The following is a 17,403-nucleotide window of genomic DNA, read 5'->3' on the forward strand; positions in this document are numbered from 1 at the left end:
GATCATCTCTGAAGTCCGGTGTAGCCGGTGTGTATTGTGTGAAGTAGACCCGCCATTGGATACGGCGTTTCGTTGCTGTAGCGCCATCATTACTGTGAACCTGTCCGAGGAGAAGACGTGGACTCGCGATTGAATGCTTTTCTTGAGCGTGCCGATGCCGTGCTGGCCCGGATCGAGCCTTTGCTGCCGGCGCCACGGCCCGCCATCGATTGGACCCAGACCCTGGCCGCCCGCTGGCAGCGTGACGGCCGTAGCGGCTACCTGCTGCCGCTGCAGGTCAGCCTCGACATGCGCCTGTCGGACCTGATCGGCGTGGACCGCCAGGTCGAACAACTGGGCCGCAACACCCGGCAATTCATCGATGGCATGCCCGCCAACCATGCCTTGCTCTGGGGCTCGCGTGGTACCGGCAAGTCGTCCCTGGTACGCGCCCTGTTGGCTGAACATGCCCCGCATGGCCTGCGCTTGATCGAGATCGAACGCGATCACCTGGCCGATCTGCCCCGGGTGGTCGAGCAGGTTGCGAAACTGCCCCAGCGCTTCGTGTTGTTCTGCGATGACTTGTCGTTCGAATCCGGCGAAGGCGATTACCGCGTGCTCAAGAGCGTGTTGGATGGATCGCTGGAGCAGGCGCCGGACAACGTGCTGCTGTATGCCACTTCCAACCGTCGTCACTTGGTGCCGGAAAAGGAAAGCGACAACGAGAATTGGAAACGAGTCGACGGCGAACTTCACCCCAGCGAAGCGGTAGAGGACAAGATCGCCTTGTCCGACCGATTTGGCCTGTGGCTGTCGTTTTATCCGTTTACCCAGGAGCATTTCCTCAACGTGGTGGAACATTGGATCGGCGAACTGGCGGCCAAGGCCGGGTTGGCCTGGCTGCGCGACGAAGCGCTGGATGTGCTGGCGGTACGCTGGGCAACCGGCCGCGGCAACCGCAACGGACGTTGCGCCTATCAGTTTGCCCGTTATTGGGTAGGCCTTAAATTGTTGGAGCACAAGGCATGATCGATTTGAATGGCAGCGGAGTCGGCCTTGACGGCTACGCGTTGTTATCGGCACAGCTGGAATCCTTGCTGGCCGATGAGCGTGACTTCATCGCCAACGCCGCGCAGTTCTCGGCTTTGCTGTCCAGTCAATTGGACGACCTGAACTGGGCCGGCTTCTACCTCAATCGCAACGAAGAGCTGGTCCTGGGACCGTTCCAGGGCCAGATCGCCTGCGTGCGGATCCCCTTTGGCCGCGGCGTATGCGGTACGGCGGCCGCGACTCGGCAGACCCAGCGCGTCGAAGACGTCCATGCCTTCGCCGGGCACATCGCCTGCGACAGCGCGTCGAACAGCGAGCTGGTGGTGCCGCTGGTCAAGGATGGGCGCCTGATCGGCGTGCTCGACCTGGACAGTCCGAAACTGGCGCGTTTTACCGAACATGATCAAGCCGGCATCGAGCAGTTGGCCGCGGTATTCCTGCGCCTGACGGATTGCTGACAGCGTCCTGTAGGAGCTGGCGAAGCCTGCGATCTTTTGATCTTTCGCTTGAGATTCAATTTGATTTTTCGCTTGAGATTCAATCGGCAGTGGAAAGATCGCAGCCTCGCTTCGCTCGGCAGCTCCTACAGCAGCTCCTACAGCAGCGTCTACAGGGATAGTTGTCATGCTTTCAGCCCTGCCTTGACCAGCAGGCTGTGGGGATCGACTTCATCGATCTGGTGCGGGTCGAGGAACTGATTGGCGTAGCTCAGGTAGATCTTTTCATCGATGAACAGCGCGAACAGCTCGGGATCGATATGGGCGTCACGGCACATGGTGGCCATGATGCCCAGGGCCTCGCTCAGTTTCTTCGCTTTCTTGTAGGGGCGGTCGGCTGCTGTCAGCGCTTCGAAGATGTCGGCAATGGCCATCATGCGCGCCGGCAGGCTCATCTCTTCGCGTTTGAGGCGCTTGGGATAACCACTGCCGTCCATCTTCTCGTGATGACCACCGGCGATCTCCGCGACGTTGTCCAGGTGACTGGGGAAAGGCAACTGGCTGAGCATCAGGATCGTCTGCACCATGTGATGGTTGATGACGTAACGCTCCTCGCGGGTCAGCGTGCCCCGGGGGATGCTCAGGTTGTAAAGCTCGCCGCGATTGTATTTCCAGGCCGGTACATCGAGCTGGAAGCCCCACGGGTTGTCCGCCGGGATCAGTTCGGCATCGTGGCGCTCGAGCAGGTGCTCGGGCTTGTCTGCCAACAGCGGTTCAGTGACCGGTAGGGTCGGTTTGGGCGTGCGACCCTGGCGACGGTTCTCTTCCCAGGAAACCCCCAGACGATCATCGAGGGTCCGGGTCCACGGGCGTTGGGCGATCTGTTGCAGGCGTTGCAGATCGGCCTCGGCCATGGCTTCGGAGCCCAGGTTGCAGCGGGCGACGAAAGCAAAGTCGTCATCCAGGGCCGTCAGTGTCGCGTCGCGCCGCTGCGCCAGGGATGACGGCTCGCCGCCGCTGGCCACGGCCTGCCAGTAATCGACCCAGGCGTCGCGCTTGAGCACCTCGAAGCGGGTACGTATCTCATGGATCCGGTCGTTCAGGGTTTCCAATTTGGTGGCTTTATCGACCACGTATTCGGGGGTGGTGACCTTGCCGCAATCGTGCAGCCAGGCGGCGATGTGCAGGGCTTCCCATTCATCCTCCGTTGGCCGATAGGCGTCGAATGCCGGTGCCTGGCTGGCAGCGGCGGCCTGGGCGAGCATCAGGGTCAGGACCGGCACCCGCTGGCAATGGCCGCCGGTGTAGGGGCTCTTGGCATCGATCGCGCCGGCCAGCAATTGGATGAAGGCGTCCAGCAACTGCTTTTGCCTGGCTTGCAGACGCTGGCCCTCGATGCTCACGGCGGCGACACCGGACACGGCCTGCAGGAAGGCGATGCGGTCGGGCTGCAGTTTTTCCAGATCCGCTTCGGTGCCGCTGTCGGTGATCAGCAGGACCAGTACGCCGACGGTTTCCTGGTGGCGATTGCGCAGGCGAATACCGATCAAGTGGACCCGCGGCGAGTCCAGTGCCTGCAGGACGCCCTGCAGATCGCCAGCCTGCTCGAAGCCCAGGGAGGCCACGAGGTTGTCCGAGGTGGCCAGTTGCTGGAGCCATTGCGGGCTGTCGCCAGTCTGGAGCTCATGAGTGCGCAGCTTGAAGGCGTCGAGGTCCCTGGGCGTCCCATCGATTACCAGCCCATACGGCTTGACCCGATTGTCGTCGTTCTCGCGCAGGTAGATCAGGCCGGCCTGGGCCTGGCCGATCTTCACGGTTTCAAATAACACCCGCTCCAGCAACGGGGCGAAGCGGGTTTCGGCGCGCAGGCTGGCGGTGATTTCAAAGAAACTCGCCAAGGTCTCTTTCATGCGCGCCATCGATACGCTCAACTGGTCGACCTCCAGTACCGGGGAGCGACGGGACACCGGGTAGTTGAAGTCAAAGCTGCGAATGGCATCGGCCTCCTGCACCAGTTCGCGCAAAGGCTTGACCAGGATCCGGGACGTCAGCCAACCCAGGGGCAGGCACAGAAGCAGGGTGGCGAGGGTGATGAGCGCGCCTTGCCAGCGCATGCGATAGGCATTGTCCAGCAGCTCATCTTCAGGGACCAGCAACGCCAGTTCCAGGCCCTGGGGCCCGCCTTCCTGCATGTGGCTGCGAGAAACGATCCACTGGCGTCCAGCCGCTTCCAGGCGCGTGGTGTCGGTGTTGTCGTCGAGCGCGGCGGCGATGGCCGGGCTGAGGTCGCGGGCCTTGATCAGGCGTGCCGACTGGGCGTCGGCGAGCAGCCGGCTGCTGTCGGGATAGCCCACTGCGTTGCCCGTGGGATCGAGCAGGACGATTTCGGTGCCGGTGGTCACCTTGTGCTTGGCCAGGGTCTGGGACAGGGCCGCCAGGGTCAGGTCGGCGCCGATGACAGCCTGCTCGCCACTGCGTCGGGCGAGGGTGGTGCCGACGTTATGGGTGGAGAAAAAAACGTAGGGCTCGGTGGTGATCTGTTCGGTGCTGTCGGCGGCGCTGCGAAACCAGCTGCGGCTGCGCGGATCGTAGGTCTCGTCGGCAATGTCCCGGCGCCCGATGAGCGTCAGCGTCTCGTCGTAGAACAGCGATTGGGAATGAACCGGGCCTTGCTCGGTGGCCCGCTCAACCGTCCAGACCTGATAGGCCGCCTCGGTCGGTGCTTGCAGGGCGGCTTTCAGGGCTGCGGTGCGCAATGGCCGGACCATCAGGAAGTTGCCGTGATGATCGCCCAGGTACAACGACGCCAGGTTCGGGTTGTCCCGCAGTGCCTGGCTGAAGGGCACGAGCAGGGCCAGGCGTTGCGCCATCCGGGGCGTGCGCGTCGCTGGATAGTCGGCCAGCAGGCTCAACAGGTGGCGGATGGGTTCGTAGGTGTCGTATAGATCCAGGCGCACATCCTGTTCAATACGATTGAACAGTTTTTCACTGCTGGACAGGATGATCTGCGTGGTTTGCCGGTAATTGAAAATCCCCAGCACCACCCCGGTCAGCAACAGAAGCAGGGTAAACATCACGCTGATGTGGACGTGCAGGGGAAACCGGCGTTTTTCCGGACGCGGTGCGCTGGGCATTGCAGTCACTCCAAGTGTCAGGGGGCGTTCTCGATGGGTGTTGCCGCGTGCAGGGAAAACCGCTCGAGAACCCTCCCAGGTACGCACTGCTGAGCGAATAGCATAGTAAACGCTGGATTATTTTGCCTTGGCGATCTCCGTTTCGAGGGCCCGCTCCAGTTCGCGCATGGCGCGGTCGAGAGCGTCGATGCAATCTTTGATTCGCTCAGGTGTCTGCGGCTGGTGACAAGCGTGCTCCAACGCCTCGCACCGCTGGATCAGCGCGGTCGCCTGGACGATGCGGGCGACGCCTTTTATCTTGTGCGCCATTTCGCTCAGCGCTTGCCGGTTTGCGCCGTGGGCAACGTCGAGCAACTCCTGGCGGTCCGAGCGGCTGCTGCTGAGTAATTCAGCCAGCAGGCGCCGGTTGGACGAAGGGTCGCCGCCGGTCAACGCCTGCAGGCTTTGGACGCTGAAAACCGCCGGGCGGCCGGTGGGTTTGACGGTCTTGATCCATTGGCTCAAGGCGCTCAGGCTGATGGGCTTGAACAGGCAGTCATCCATCCCAGCGTCCTGGCAGCGTTGTTTTTCCTCCGGTTGTGCATTGGCGGTAAACCCCAGGAGGGTACAGGGTGGCCGTTGCTGCTCGGACTCGTCGCGACGAATCGAGCGGGCCAGTTCGTAGCCGCTCATGATGGGCATGTTGCAATCGGCGATGACCAGATCGAAGTGGTTTTTTTGCCAGACCTCGAGCCCGTGGGCACCATCGTGGGCGACCTGGTAATGATGGCCCAGGTATTCCAATTGCTGCGACATCAACAGGCGGTTGGCGGGATGATCGTCCACGATCAGGACGTTCAGGGTGGACTGGGCCGTTTCGATGACCGGTTCAGGTGAGGGGCTGACCGGCGCTGTCGACAGGACGGTCAGTTGCAGGCGGACCTGGACCTGGGTGCCGACGCCAGGTTGGCTGCTCATGTGCAGGCTGCCGCCCATCGCTTGGCACAGGTTGCGACTGATCACCAGCCCCAACCCCGCGCCGTTGCGGGCCACCCGGCTGGTGTTATCGACCTGGGCAAAAGGCTCGAACAAACGTTGCAGGTCCGCAGGGCCAATACCGATGCCGCTGTCGTTGACCTCCAGGTGCATTTGCAGGACGTGGTCCCGGTCGGCTGGAGACAGCCGGACCTTGATCACGACCTGACCCTGCTCGGTAAATTTGAGGGCATTGCTGATCAGGTTCGACAGCACCTGTTTGAATCGCAACGGGTCCATCAACACGTCAGGGCTGCCCTCGGCATCATCGAACTGCAAGGACAACGCCAGGTTTTTCTGCCGGGCCACGCCCTCGAATACCCGTATGACCGATTGCAACAGGGCCCTGAGATCGACTCGTTCGGGGGCCAGGCTCAGATGGCCGGATTCGATGCGGGCGATGTCCAGGATGTCGCCAATCAGTTCGAGCATACCGGAGGCCGACTCGTACGCGACTTCAATGGTCGAGCGGTCCACGTGGCCTTTGTCAGCATGTTTCAGGGCCAGCTCCAGCATGCCGATCACCGCGTTCATGGGCGTACGGATTTCATGGCTCATGGTTGCCAGGAACGTGCTTTTGGCGCGGTTTGCGTCATCGGCCTGTTGCTTGGACGCGCGCAGTTCCTCGAACAGCTGGCGCCGTTCACTGATGTCGATCCAGCCGCCGATGATGCCTTGCACTTCGGCAGCGGAGTTTCGGTAGGGCAGGATCCAGTGATAGATCGTCAGCTTCCTGCCCCCGATGTGCAGGGGGCGATCCATGATCAGGGCGGTGCCTTCGGCCATGACACGTTGGTAATCTGCCTGGTACTCCTGCGCTTCGAAGGCGTTGCTCATGGAACCTGGCATCAGGTTCTTGCCAATGACGTCCTCGTGTTTTACGCCGAACGCTTGCAGGTAACTGTCGTTGCAGCTTTGCAGGATGCCGTTGCGATCCCTCACGTAGATGGGGTGGGGGGTGCCGTTGACCAGTGAATGCATGAATTCGAGCTGATCATTGAGGGCCAGTTCTGCCCGTTGACGTTGCCTGATCTGGCGCTGCATGTAGGCGTTCCACGCCAGGGAAAACAGCAGCAACAGGCCAACGCCCGCGACGATCTGGAGGAACAGGCGGTTATAAGTGCGCCAGGTGTGTTCCGAGGGTGAGACGTAACCGCGCCAGCGGTTGTTGATCACCCCCAGCTCGTCGGGGTCGATGCTGGTCAGGGCTTTGTCGAGGATGGCGTTCAACTCGGTGGCGTTTTTTGCCGTGGCCAGCGCGAACATGGCCTGTTGGGTGCCCACCGTGCTGCTGATTTGCAACCTGTCGCGCCACGCATAGGAAGAGATGAAATAGTTGGCCATCACCTGTGAGTTGACGCTGCCGTCGACTTGACCGTGGGCGAGCATTTCCACGGCGAGCAAGGGGCCGTCCGTTTCGATGATTCTAATGTCCGGGTACTGGCTGCGTAGCCATTCAATGACCGGGTTGCCTTTGGCGATTGCCAGGCTGGCGTGGCCGAACTGATCGAGTGTCGTGGGCGTGTCGGACTGTTTGCGGGTCAGCAGGACGAACGAGCTGTCGATGTAGGGGCGGCTGAACTTCAACTGGAGTTGTCGTTCACTGCTGGGCAAAAGTGCGGCGATCATGTCGGCTTGATCGTTCAGGACCGCAGTAATCATTTCGCTATCGTTCTGACGGCGCTGGATGTCCAGGCGCAGGCCGGTGCGCAGCCGGATCAGTTCCAGCAGGTCGGCACTTATGCCGCGAAAATCACCGTCCGCATCGAAGAAGGTGAACGGCGCGGAGGTTTCGTTCACCACCACCCGGACCACCGGATGCCTCGCCAGCCAGCGTTGCTCACGGTCGGTCAGTTGTATCCTGTGGTCCGTGAGGTACAAGTCGCTGCCTGCACTCCAGCGTTTGGAGATGGCGGCTTGCTCAGCAATGGAGACCTGGTTCAGCGTAGCGTTGATGACTTCCAACAGGCGGGTATCGCTACGTCGTACGGCGAAACCGAACCCATGGGATTCGTGTTTGCCAAAGTTGGCCATGCGGATATTGCTCAAATAGCCCTTGTTGATCATGTAGTGGGTGGAAAGGGTATCGCCGAGAAATACGTCGGCCTGGCCGAAGGCCACGGCGTTGATGGCATTCTGGTAGGACGGGTAGGTGGTGATGAGTGCCTTGGGGTAGAGTTTTTCAATTTCCCGTAGCGGCAGGTAGTGGTAGACCATGCTCAGCCGCAGCCCCTCGAGATCGTCAGTCAGGGATCGGCTTTCATTCGTTCGGGTGACGAGAACGGGTTGGTCCACTGCATAGGGCGTCGACAGCACAATGTCGGGGTTGCGGGCTTCGAAACCGTTGGCGGTGCCAAGCATATCGATTTGCCCATCCTTGAGTGCGGCGATGGCAGCCTCGCGGGAACCGAAGCGCAGCACTGTTATGGGCAGCCCCGTGGCCTTGGCGATGATGTTGGCATAATCGGCAGTCAGGCCTTCGTAGTCGCGTCCGCTGGTGGAGAGATCGAAGGGCGGGTAATCCGGGGCGGAAGTTCCCAGGACCAGCGCCTGCCGATCCTGTAGCCAGGCGCGGTGAACGCCATCCAGCTTGACCTCGGTATGGGCAACGGACGAACGGCCCAGCAGCGTATATCGCTCGGGCGCATCCGCTGCTGCCGTGAGCACTCCTGTATATAACGCTGCGCTGATCAGCAGCAGACATTCGATTATGCGTCTGAGCATCCTTTTTTCTCACACCAGCGCGTTGCGCTTCGCCATTTCAATCAGCTCGACCAGCGACTTGACCTTGAGTTTCTGCATCAGCCGTTTCTTATAAGTACTGACGGTCTTGTTGCTTAGAAACATCCCCTTGGCTATTTCCTTGTTGGTACGGCCTTGGGCAAAAAGTTGCAGCACCATCAGTTCCCGATCATTGACACTTTTGAAAAGGTCCAGCTCGATACTGCGTGGGTCATCCGGGCGTACCGGATTCAACGCCTGGCTGGGAAAATAGTTATAGCCGGACAATACCGCTTTGATTGCGCTGACAAGTTCGCTGAGGTCTTCCTGTTTACACACGTAACCAGAGGCCCCGGACTGCATGCATCGAATGCCGAAAAGCGTCGGCGACTGGGCCGTGAGCACCAGCGTCTTGAGCGGAGTGGTCATGGCGTTGAAACGCGAGAGGATTTCCAGGCCGTCGAGTTTGGGAATGCTGATGTCCAGGATAACCAGGTCTGGCATGCATTCGCGCACCATTTGCATCGCATCGACGCCGTTGTCAGTTTCTCCTACGACCTTGTACCCCTCATGTTCCAGAAGCATGCGAACGGCAAGGCGGATAACCGGATGATCGTCGACAATGAAAACGGAGTTCATGAATAAATTACCCTGCGAACTTGAATAAAGCGCGCACCTTAGCCCACTTGCAACCAGGGCCGTACGAAGAGACAGGCATGCAACTTCAATTTCAGAAGTTTCCTACAAAAAAAGAGGCAAGATATTACGATGTAATCGGGTTTTTAGTAGGCGGATGAAATAGGACGGGAGGATTGCTGACCGTTTGTGAAAGGATATTTCTTGCGGTGGATGTTTATGCAAACAAGTGGGTCGGTGTGTTGTTCAATATTGCGTGCAAGTTTCACGGTGGGAAACTTGCACGCTGAACCTTGTGGGAGCGGGCTTGTTCGCGAAGGCGCAGCTTCTTCAACATCGCCGCAGCCTGACCCGCCGCTTTCGCGAGCAAGCCCGCACAGGTTTTTGCCTGGCAGATCCCACATCGCTCATTGGCGCGTGCGGCCGGTCATCTCCTGGGCCATTTCGCTGGCGTAGCTGTCAGTCATCCCGGCGATGAAGTCAATCATTCGCAGGAAAGCGCCATGCAAAGGACCGTTGGGATCCGGCGCGTTGTTCCCCAGCAAGTCGAGAATGCGGCGATTCTTGAACGAAGGCGTGCGGCCACCGTGCTGTTCGAGGGCGGCTCCGCAAAAACCGTTGAGCAGGATTTCCAGGGTGGTGTAGGCACCGATTTCATGCAAGGTCTTGCGCTTGTCCTGGAAAATTTTCCGGCGCGCCATGTCCTTGGCATTCAACACACAGCGTTTTGCCGGGCCGTGCATATGCTCCACCAGATCCCCGGGCAATGTGCCGGCAAGCAATGCTTCCTGCTGTTCAACAAACGCCTGGGCGGCGGCGTTGGTCAGGTGTTCGATGGCCTTGCCGCGCAGGATCGCCAGTTTGCGCCGTCGCGAGTCCAGCGGCCCCAACTGCCGGTAAGTGTCCGGAAGATCGTCGCCCACCAGGTCCAGGAGCAGCGACTCCACCTGGGGGTATTCCAGGAGATCCATCTCCACGCCATCTTCCAGGTCGATCAGTGCGTAGCAGATGTCATCGGCGGCTTCCATCAGGTACACCAAGGGATGCCTGGCCCAGCGTTGATCCTCGATCTGTGGCAAACCGAGCTTGTGGGCGATCTGCTCCAACAGCGGCAGTTCGCTCTGGTAGCAACCGAACTTGTGCTTCTTGTAGCCCAGCGAGTCCGCGTGGCGGGCGGTCCAGGGGTATTTCAGATAGGTGCCGAGGGTGGCATAGGTCAGCCGCGTCCCGCCGTCGAACTGATGGTATTCAAGCTGGGTGAGGACGCGGAATCCTTGGGCGTTGCCTTCGAAATTGAGGAAGTCGTTGCGCTCGGCTTCGCTCATTGCATCAAGCCAACCTCGGCCGGCGGCCTGCTGGAACCAATAGCGGATAGCATCCTCGCCCGAGTGACCGAACGGCGGGTTGCCAATGTCGTGGGCCAGGCAGGCCGATTGCACCACCATGCCCAGGTCGCTTGGTTCACACCAGTCAGGCAGGGCGTTGCGGATGGTTTCTCCCACGCGCATACCCAAGGAACGCCCGACGCAGCTGACTTCCAGCGAATGGGTCAGGCGCGTATGGATGTGGTCGTTGCTGGAAACCGGATGCACTTGTGTCTTGCGTCCGAGGCGGCGGAAGGCGCCGGAAAAGATGATCCGGTCGTGGTCCTTGTGGAACGGACTGCGGCCCAGCTCTTGCGGACTGTGCAGCGGTTTTCCGAGGCGTTCGCGAGTCAGCAGGGTGTGCCAATCCAAGGCTGGTTGCTCCGTTTGATGATGTCGATGCCCTAGCTTCCCGGTTCGTGGGTTGCCCTGCAAGGCTTATGGAGGTAGGAGATTGCGATCTTTTCTTTCGCTCACGATTCAATTGGTTGGGACAAGATCGCAGTCTCGTTGCACTCGACAGCTCCTACACAGCTCCTACACAGCTACTGCGATGCAGGCCCGCGGGGGGCAGGCTCTCAAGGTTTGCGCACGCTGTTGGCCAACTTGATCAATGGTAGCAATGTCGTTGCCAGGCGGATCAGGCCAGTCAAGCCACCGCCGCCACCCGTGCGGGTCCGTTTGCCGGTGAGGAAACCGAGCAGCGACACCGCCGCCACGCCCCACAGTGGCGCGTGCTTGATGCCGAAGCCTTCGTGCCAGCTTTGCGTCAAGCCGCGCACCCGTTGCAAGGGCTGCAGCAACTGGCGCGTTTCCTGACGAATTTCCTGGCGGTGCATTTCCATGCGCAGGCGCACCAGCGCCTTGCGCATTTCCTGTCGGGTTCGGGCTTGAGGGATATCAGGCAGGCTCATGGCAGCAGGCGCTCCCGGTCGTTGGCCAGTTCTTCGAGGGTGGCGTTGAAAGGGGAGGACTCGTCGTAGATCGCTGCCTTGAGCCGAAGGCCGCAGAACAGCGCCGCCAGCAGATAGAACAGGCACAGGCCGATGATGCCCGCCAGACGATAGCTGTCCCATACCAGGATCAGTACCAGTGCCGAAAGCCCGACCAACAGCAGCAAGCCGAACACCAGCGCAAGGCCTGCGAACAGCAGGAGGCTGACGGTACGTGCCTTCTGTTCCTGCAACTCCATGCCGAACAATTCGACGTGGCTATGCAGCAAACCAAGAAACGCCGCGCCCAGGCGGCGTGCAGTAGGTTGCGTGCCCTCTTCGGACGAGCCGGATTCATTGATACCCATCATCAGCGCCGTGTCGCCAGCAGACCAATCAGAAAACCAACGCCGGCGGCAATGCCCACGGATTGCCAAGGGTTGGCCTGTACATATTCCTCGGTGGCGACCACCGCAGCCTGGCCACGTTCGCGCATGGAATCTTCCGTCAGCTTGAGCGTTTCGCGGGCGCGCAGGAGGGTTTCGTGAATCTGGCTGCGCAGTGCATCGGCCTGGTCGCCTGCCAGCGTCGCGGTGTGATCGAGCAAGCGTTCCGTGTCGCTGACCAGCGTCTGGAAGTCTTCGATCAGGATCTCTTGAGCTGTCTTTGCCTGGGTTCTGGCCATCGGTGGATCTCCGTAAGTGACGTCTGAGACGTTCGAGTATGAGCCTTGCTGGAAGGTTCAGTACAAGTGACTGGTACAACTTTTGCTCAGGATTTTGCCATGTACTGGTGCATCAGCTTGCGCCAGTGCGCTGAAGCTGGGCGAAAGCCCGAAAAACCTTGACCCAAATAATTAAAAACCGCGAAGCACCTCCAAGCGGGATTTCGTTTTGACCGTTCTTGCGCACCAAAGCGGTTCATCGGCCTGTGTCCGGCCAATGAGTCGTTTCAACTTGGTGCGTTCGCGAGGCAAGCGAACCGGTTTGGTGCTTTTTTCAACTTTTTCAGGTCTGCCAATACCATGGAAAATATGCAAAGTGCCGTGGACAGTCTGGTCCACAGCTCCAACACGCTGTTCATCCTGCTCGGCGCAGTCATGGTCCTGGCCATGCATGCCGGCTTTGCGTTTCTTGAAGTGGGAACGGTCCGGCAAAAGAATCAGGTCAATGCGCTGTCGAAAATCCTCAGCGATTTTGCTGTCTCGACCCTGGCCTATTTCTTTATAGGCTATTGGATTGCCTACGGTGTGACCTTTCTGCAACCGGCGGCGGTGCTCAGCGCCGATCACGGATACAGCCTGGTGAAGTTCTTCTTCCTGCTGACCTTTGCCGCCGCGATCCCGGCCATCATTTCCGGTGGTATTGCCGAACGTGCGCGGTTCGCACCGCAGTTGTGCGCCACGGTGCTGATCGTGGCGTTTGTCTATCCATTTTTCGAAGGCGTGGTCTGGAACGGTAATTTTGGCCTGCAGGCCTGGTTGCAAGCCCAATTTGGCGCCAGTTTCCATGACTTCGCCGGCTCCGTGGTGGTGCATGCCATGGGCGGCTGGCTGGCGCTGGCTGCCGTACTCTTGCTCGGCCCGCGTAACGGCCGCTACCGGGACGGACGCCTGGTGGCGTTCGCGCCCTCGAGCATTCCGTTCCTGGCCCTGGGTTCGTGGATCCTGATTGTCGGCTGGTTCGGCTTCAACGTGATGAGTGCCCAGACCTTGCCCAGGGTGAGCGGCCTGGTAGCGGTCAATTCGTTGATGGCCATGGTGGGCGGTACCGTGGCGGCATTGATTGTCGGACGCAATGACCCGGGCTTCCTGCATAACGGCCCGCTGGCCGGGTTGGTGGCGGTCTGTGCCGGTTCCGACCTGATGCACCCGGTCGGTGCCCTGGCCACCGGTGCCATTGCTGGTGCCTTGTTTGTCTGGTGCTTCACGGCGGCCCAGGGCAAGTGGAAGATCGACGATGTGCTCGGCGTCTGGCCGTTGCACGGGCTGTGCGGGGTCTGGGGCGGCGTTGCCTGTGGCATCTTTGGGCAGAATGCCTTGGGCGGCCTGGGTGGGGTCAGCCTGATCAGCCAGTTGATCGGCACGGCGCTGGGCGTTGTCGTCGCCCTGGCCGGCGGGTTTGCGGTCTATGGCGTGATCAAGGCCGTGCTGGGGCTGCGCCTGACCCAGGAAGAAGAGTATTACGGCGCCGACCTGTCGATTCACAAGATCGGCGCGGTCAGCCAGGACTGAGCGTCGCACTAAGGCTCCTTGTCCTGGTTGCCAGGATAAAACCCATGGAGCAGGCGATAGCGGTCGTGACGGACCTGATCCACATGATGCCGGACCTGCTGTTCGGGCAGGCCGAGCATGATCAGGGCGTGGGAGGCCAGCATCAGGCTCGACTCCAGCAGCTCCGGGACCACTTCGCTGGCCCCGGCAGCTTGCAATTCGGCCAACTGGCTGTCGTCACGGGTGCGCACCAGGATCGGTACCCGATGATTGACTTGTCGGGCCGCCTTGAGCACGGTGATGGCGATGTCGGTCTTGTCCACCGCGATCACCAGCAGCCTGGCGCGGCTCAAGCCAACGGCCGCAAGCAGGTCGCCTCTGCGCGAATCCCCGTAATGCACGCAGTTTTCCCCAACAGTGGCTTCCTGGATGATCACCGGGTCGTCATCCAGGGCGACGAATGCCTGGCCTTCGCGGCGCAGAAACCGCCCGATGGATTGGCCGACGCGCCCGTAGCCGCAAATGACCACATGGCCCGACAAGCCGGCGTTGAGTGCGCTGATCTGGTCCAGTTGCGCCTCTTCGTTGGGTTTGCGATGCAGGCGCGCGGCGATGCGTGGCGCGGCGCGCAGCAATAGCGGGGTCAGTAGCATCGAGCAGAACGTCGCGGCCAGCAGCAGGCCGCTGATGTCGGCGGGCATGAGGCGGTTCTGCTGCATCAGGGCCATCAGGGCAAAGCAGAATTCACCGCCCTGGGCCAGCGCCAGGCCACTGCGCCAGGCGGTTTCAACGTCGCTGCCGCGCCATTTCACCAGGACGGCGACCACGCAGCCCTTGATGAGCATCAAGCCGAGGGTCAGCCCCAGGATCAGCAAGCCGTCGTCGAGGAACAGCTGCAAGTCGATCAGCATGCCGATGCTGACGAAGAACAGCCCCAGCAGGATGTCGCGGAACGGGCGTATGTCGGCTTCGATCTGGTGCCGGTAGTGGCTTTCCCCCAGCAGCATGCCCGCCAGGAAAGCCCCCAGGGCCGGCGACAAGCCGAGCAGGTGGGTCAGCCATGCCGTCAGCAACACGATCACCAGGGCCAGCAGCACGAACAGCTCTGCGGACCGGGACGCCGCCACTTCATGGAATAGCCGCGGCAACAGCAGCCGGCTGGCCAGCAGCAGGCCACCAAATAAAACCAGGGTCTTGCCCAGGGTCAAGGGCAGTGCCCAATACCACGAGTGCTCACTGCTGCCAGCGAATACCGGCACCAGGGTCAACAACAGCACTGCGATAACGTCCTGGAACAACAGCACCCCGATGGCGTTTTGGCCGTGGCTGCTGAAGATTTCTCCCAGGCTGCTCAATTCCTTGCTGACGATGGCAGTGGAGGACAAGGCCAGCCCGGCACCGAGCAACAATGCGGCGATCACAGGCGCGCCACCCAATGCCAGCAATCCCGCCAGAACCGCTCCCGAGCACAGCACTTGCAGGCTGCCGAGGCCGAACACGACCCGACGCAGTTCGAGCATTTTCGACAGGGAAAACTCCAGCCCCAACGAGAACAGCAGGAACACCACCCCGAGCTCGGCCAGGTCTGGCAGTTCTTCGCTGTCGTTCACCCAGTCAAGCGCGGTAGGCCCGACCGCCAGCCCGACACAGAGATAACCCAGTACGGGCGGCAGGCGCAGCCGTCTGAAGAGGGCGATGACCACCAGGGACGAGGCAAGGATGATCAGCAGGTTGGCAAACAAGGGGAACTCCGTTTCAAGGCTACAACGCACAGCGTAGAGGGAAAAACGCCACAAGCGTCGCTGGAAAAGCATTGGCGTTCAGTGATTTGCATCAGCGTTTTACCGAAACACCGTGAAGCGAGCCAGCGACTCGACGGTTTCCCGGGTCAGGCCTAGAATGACCGTCTATCTTTTTTGGGTCTACCCGCCATGCTTCCTGAATGCCAGTTGTTCGGCACCCTGGGGTGTCATCTATGCGAAGTTGCCGAAGGGATGTTGATGCCTTTCGTCGAACATGGATTGTTGGTGGAACTGGTGGACATCGCCGAGAGTGAGGCTTTATTCGACGCTTATGGGTTACGCATCCCGGTCCTGCGCAGGATCGATACGGCTGCGGAGCTGGACTGGCCTTTCGATGCCGAACAGATCGTGACCTTTCTCCGCTAAGCGGTTCGTCCGTCGGTTTCTGATACTGCGGTTGGCGAAAATAGTATGCTTCGGTTACTGTATGGGTATACAGCTATCTGGAGTGCTCCCCTTGGTCAATGTCGAACAACTGAAAAGCAGCGTGAACAGGATGTCCGCGGACGTTGTGCGCGAGGCAGTCCTGGAGCTGCGCCTGGATGGCTTGGTTACCGAAGCCAAGACCCCCTTCAATAAACTGCATTTCAACACCTGTTTCGCCGAGATCGAAGCGTTGTTCCAGCGTGCCGGCTATCACAAGCAGTTGGATGTGGTGGGTTACCAGGGCCTGTTGTACGCGCTGTACGATCCGGGTCGCTGGGAAGCGGTGGAAGTGCTGCGCTGGTTGAAAGAGTTCACCGAAGCGGCGGCAGATCCGACGTCAGTCACGGCGTGAAGCAATCATCGCTGGGCTGGCTGGTGTGACTGTCGGATAATACCGCCCTGCAAAAATGCCTAAGAGTTTCCAATGTCCGGTTCATCGTTTTCCGCCGCTCATCATCAGGCCAGTACGCTGTACCTGCCGCCCGGTTCCTGGCAAACGGTGCTGGAGTGCCTGTGCGAGCATTTCAGTGCCATCAGTCGCGAGCAGTGGCTGGACCGGATCGCTCGGGGCCGAGTATTGGACGGGGAGGGCAAGGCCATCCAGGTCGACTTGCCATACCGCGAAGGCCTGCGCATCCACTACTTCCGTGAGGTGCCCGACGAGAAGCCGATTCCGGTGGTGGAGTCGATCCTGTATGCCGATGAGCACCTGGTGGTGGCAGACAAACCGCATTTTCTGCCCGTCACCCCAGCGGGCGAATACGTCGAGCAAACCTTGTTGCGACGGCTGATCCGGCGGCTGGACAATCCTCATCTGGTGCCCCTGCACCGCATCGACCGGCACACAGCCGGGCTGGTGTTGTTTTCGGCCAACCCGAACACCCGCTCGGCGTATCAGTCGTTATTCCCGACGCGGCAGATCGAAAAACGCTACCAGGCCATTGCCCGTGCGTTGCCTGGGCTGACCTTTCCGCGGGTGCATAAAAGCCGGATGATCGATGGCGAACCGTTCTTCCGAATGCAGGAAGGGCCCGGCGAGCCCAATACCGAAACGGCCATCGAAGTGCTGGAAAGAAACGGCGAGTTGTGGCGCTATGGCTTGTATCCGGTTACGGGTAAGAAGCATCAGTTGCGGGTTCACATGAATGCCCTTGGGGCGGGGATCTGCAATGATCCGTTTTATCCTGATGTACTTCGGGATGTTGAGGATGATTACTCGAATCCTTTGAAGCTGCTGGCTCAAGGGTTGCGTTTTGTTGATCCGGTTACTGGTCAGGAGCGGATGTTCGAGAGTGATATTGTGTTGCGGTGGTAGTTTTTTGTTCAGGGTATGGTGTGTATATCCGTTACCAAAAAAACGGATATACACCCAAAACCAAGCCAAAAAAAACGGCGCTCCCCTCTTCAGGAAGCGCCGTTTTTTCTAGCGACTTAGGGCAGCAGCGTTACAGATTACAAATCCTTAACGGTACGAACCTGATCTTTGTTCACGCGAGTCTGCTTGCCATCCAGTTGCTCGAATTCGTAGAAGCCGCTTTCTTCATCGTAATGTGGGGTGTCGACGGCCTGGATTTCGCGACCGTCATTCAAGGTGATCACTGTTGGCGAAGCGCACCCGGCTAGGGTGGCGAGGCCCAGAGCGAGCATGAACGTGGCGAGGGTCCGTTGTGTCATGGTGTTTCTCCGAAATGAATTC

15 protein-coding genes are annotated in these 17,403 nt (G+C 60.1%); 6 read left to right on the plus strand and 9 right to left on the minus strand.

Annotation, left to right across the window (positions count from 1 at the left end; all coding sequences use genetic code 11):
• Positions 1–117 precede the first annotated feature (117 nt).
• Both GFU70_RS08595 and GFU70_RS08600 read left to right on the plus strand, forming a co-directional pair.
• Positions 118–1,008 carry an ATP-binding protein gene (locus GFU70_RS08595; RefSeq protein ID WP_116642883.1) on the plus strand — a complete coding sequence of 297 codons (891 nt, stop codon included), beginning with the start codon at positions 118–120 and terminating at the stop codon, positions 1,006–1,008.
• The gene (locus GFU70_RS08600) at positions 1,005–1,487 is read left to right on the plus strand and encodes a GAF domain-containing protein (RefSeq protein WP_153387870.1); all 483 of its coding nucleotides are present in this window, start codon (positions 1,005–1,007) and stop codon (positions 1,485–1,487) included. Before GFU70_RS08595 ends, GFU70_RS08600 begins: the two co-directional genes overlap by 4 nt.
• 164 nt (positions 1,488–1,651) lie before the next feature.
• Here GFU70_RS08600 and GFU70_RS08605 read toward each other — a convergent pair whose 3' ends face one another.
• The 7 genes from GFU70_RS08605 to GFU70_RS08635 all read right to left on the minus strand — a co-directional run bounded on the left by GFU70_RS08605 (position 1,652) and on the right by GFU70_RS08635 (position 11,952).
• Complete coding sequence (locus GFU70_RS08605; protein WP_153387871.1) at positions 1,652–4,600, minus strand: HD domain-containing phosphohydrolase; 2,949 nt, start codon at positions 4,598–4,600, stop codon at positions 1,652–1,654.
• Between the two features lie 117 nt (positions 4,601–4,717).
• The gene (locus GFU70_RS08610; protein WP_116642882.1) at positions 4,718–8,338 is read right to left on the minus strand and encodes a transporter substrate-binding domain-containing protein; all 3,621 of its coding nucleotides are present in this window, start codon (positions 8,336–8,338) and stop codon (positions 4,718–4,720) included.
• Between the two features lie 9 nt (positions 8,339–8,347).
• The gene (locus GFU70_RS08615) at positions 8,348–8,974 is read right to left on the minus strand and encodes a response regulator transcription factor (RefSeq protein ID WP_014337291.1); all 627 of its coding nucleotides are present in this window, start codon (positions 8,972–8,974) and stop codon (positions 8,348–8,350) included.
• A 404-nt stretch (positions 8,975–9,378) separates the two neighbouring features.
• Entirely contained in the window at positions 9,379–10,707 is a 1,329-nt protein-coding gene (locus GFU70_RS08620) for a deoxyguanosinetriphosphate triphosphohydrolase (protein ID WP_153387872.1), read from the minus strand.
• A gap of 206 nt (positions 10,708–10,913) precedes the next feature.
• A complete protein-coding gene (locus GFU70_RS08625; protein ID WP_058545502.1) occupies positions 10,914–11,249 on the minus strand; it encodes a hypothetical protein in 336 nt (111 codons plus the stop codon).
• On the minus strand, positions 11,246–11,635 hold the full coding sequence (locus GFU70_RS08630; RefSeq protein ID WP_116642869.1) for a phage holin family protein: 390 nt from the start codon (positions 11,633–11,635) through the stop codon (positions 11,246–11,248). Before GFU70_RS08630 ends, GFU70_RS08625 begins: the two co-directional genes overlap by 4 nt.
• 2 nt (positions 11,636–11,637) lie before the next feature.
• Positions 11,638–11,952 (minus strand): DUF883 family protein, encoded by a 315-nt coding sequence (locus GFU70_RS08635; protein ID WP_058545500.1) that lies wholly within the window; start codon positions 11,950–11,952, stop codon positions 11,638–11,640.
• Positions 11,953–12,291: 339 nt separating this feature from the next.
• Here GFU70_RS08635 and GFU70_RS08640 point away from each other — a divergent pair, with 339 nt between their 5' ends.
• On the plus strand, positions 12,292–13,500 hold the full coding sequence (locus GFU70_RS08640; protein WP_153387873.1) for an ammonium transporter: 1,209 nt from the start codon (positions 12,292–12,294) through the stop codon (positions 13,498–13,500).
• An 8-nt stretch (positions 13,501–13,508) separates the two neighbouring features.
• On the opposite strand, the gene GFU70_RS08645 is transcribed toward GFU70_RS08640, so the two are convergent.
• A complete protein-coding gene (locus GFU70_RS08645) occupies positions 13,509–15,221 on the minus strand; it encodes a cation:proton antiporter (RefSeq protein WP_116642867.1) in 1,713 nt (570 codons plus the stop codon).
• A gap of 189 nt (positions 15,222–15,410) precedes the next feature.
• On the opposite strand from GFU70_RS08645, the gene GFU70_RS08650 reads away from it, so the two are divergent.
• The 3 genes from GFU70_RS08650 (at position 15,411) to GFU70_RS08660 (ending at position 17,022) form a co-directional block, all read left to right on the plus strand.
• Positions 15,411–15,647 carry a glutaredoxin family protein gene (locus GFU70_RS08650; RefSeq protein WP_058545497.1) on the plus strand — a complete coding sequence of 79 codons (237 nt, stop codon included), beginning with the start codon at positions 15,411–15,413 and terminating at the stop codon, positions 15,645–15,647.
• A gap of 91 nt (positions 15,648–15,738) precedes the next feature.
• Positions 15,739–16,059, plus strand: coding sequence for a transcriptional regulator (locus tag GFU70_RS08655; RefSeq protein ID WP_153387874.1), 321 nt, complete (start codon positions 15,739–15,741; stop codon positions 16,057–16,059).
• Between the two features lie 72 nt (positions 16,060–16,131).
• Positions 16,132–17,022, plus strand: coding sequence for a pseudouridine synthase (locus tag GFU70_RS08660; RefSeq protein WP_153387875.1), 891 nt, complete (start codon positions 16,132–16,134; stop codon positions 17,020–17,022).
• Positions 17,023–17,159: 137 nt separating this feature from the next.
• Here GFU70_RS08660 and GFU70_RS08665 read toward each other — a convergent pair whose 3' ends face one another.
• The gene (locus GFU70_RS08665) at positions 17,160–17,381 is read right to left on the minus strand and encodes a YgdI/YgdR family lipoprotein (protein ID WP_003199454.1); all 222 of its coding nucleotides are present in this window, start codon (positions 17,379–17,381) and stop codon (positions 17,160–17,162) included.
• Between the last annotated feature and the right edge of the window lie 22 nt (positions 17,382–17,403).

Origin of the sequence: Pseudomonas brassicacearum (genome assembly GCF_009601685.2) — a bacterium.
In the GTDB taxonomy this organism is placed as follows: domain Bacteria; phylum Pseudomonadota; class Gammaproteobacteria; order Pseudomonadales; family Pseudomonadaceae; genus Aquipseudomonas; species Aquipseudomonas kilonensis_B.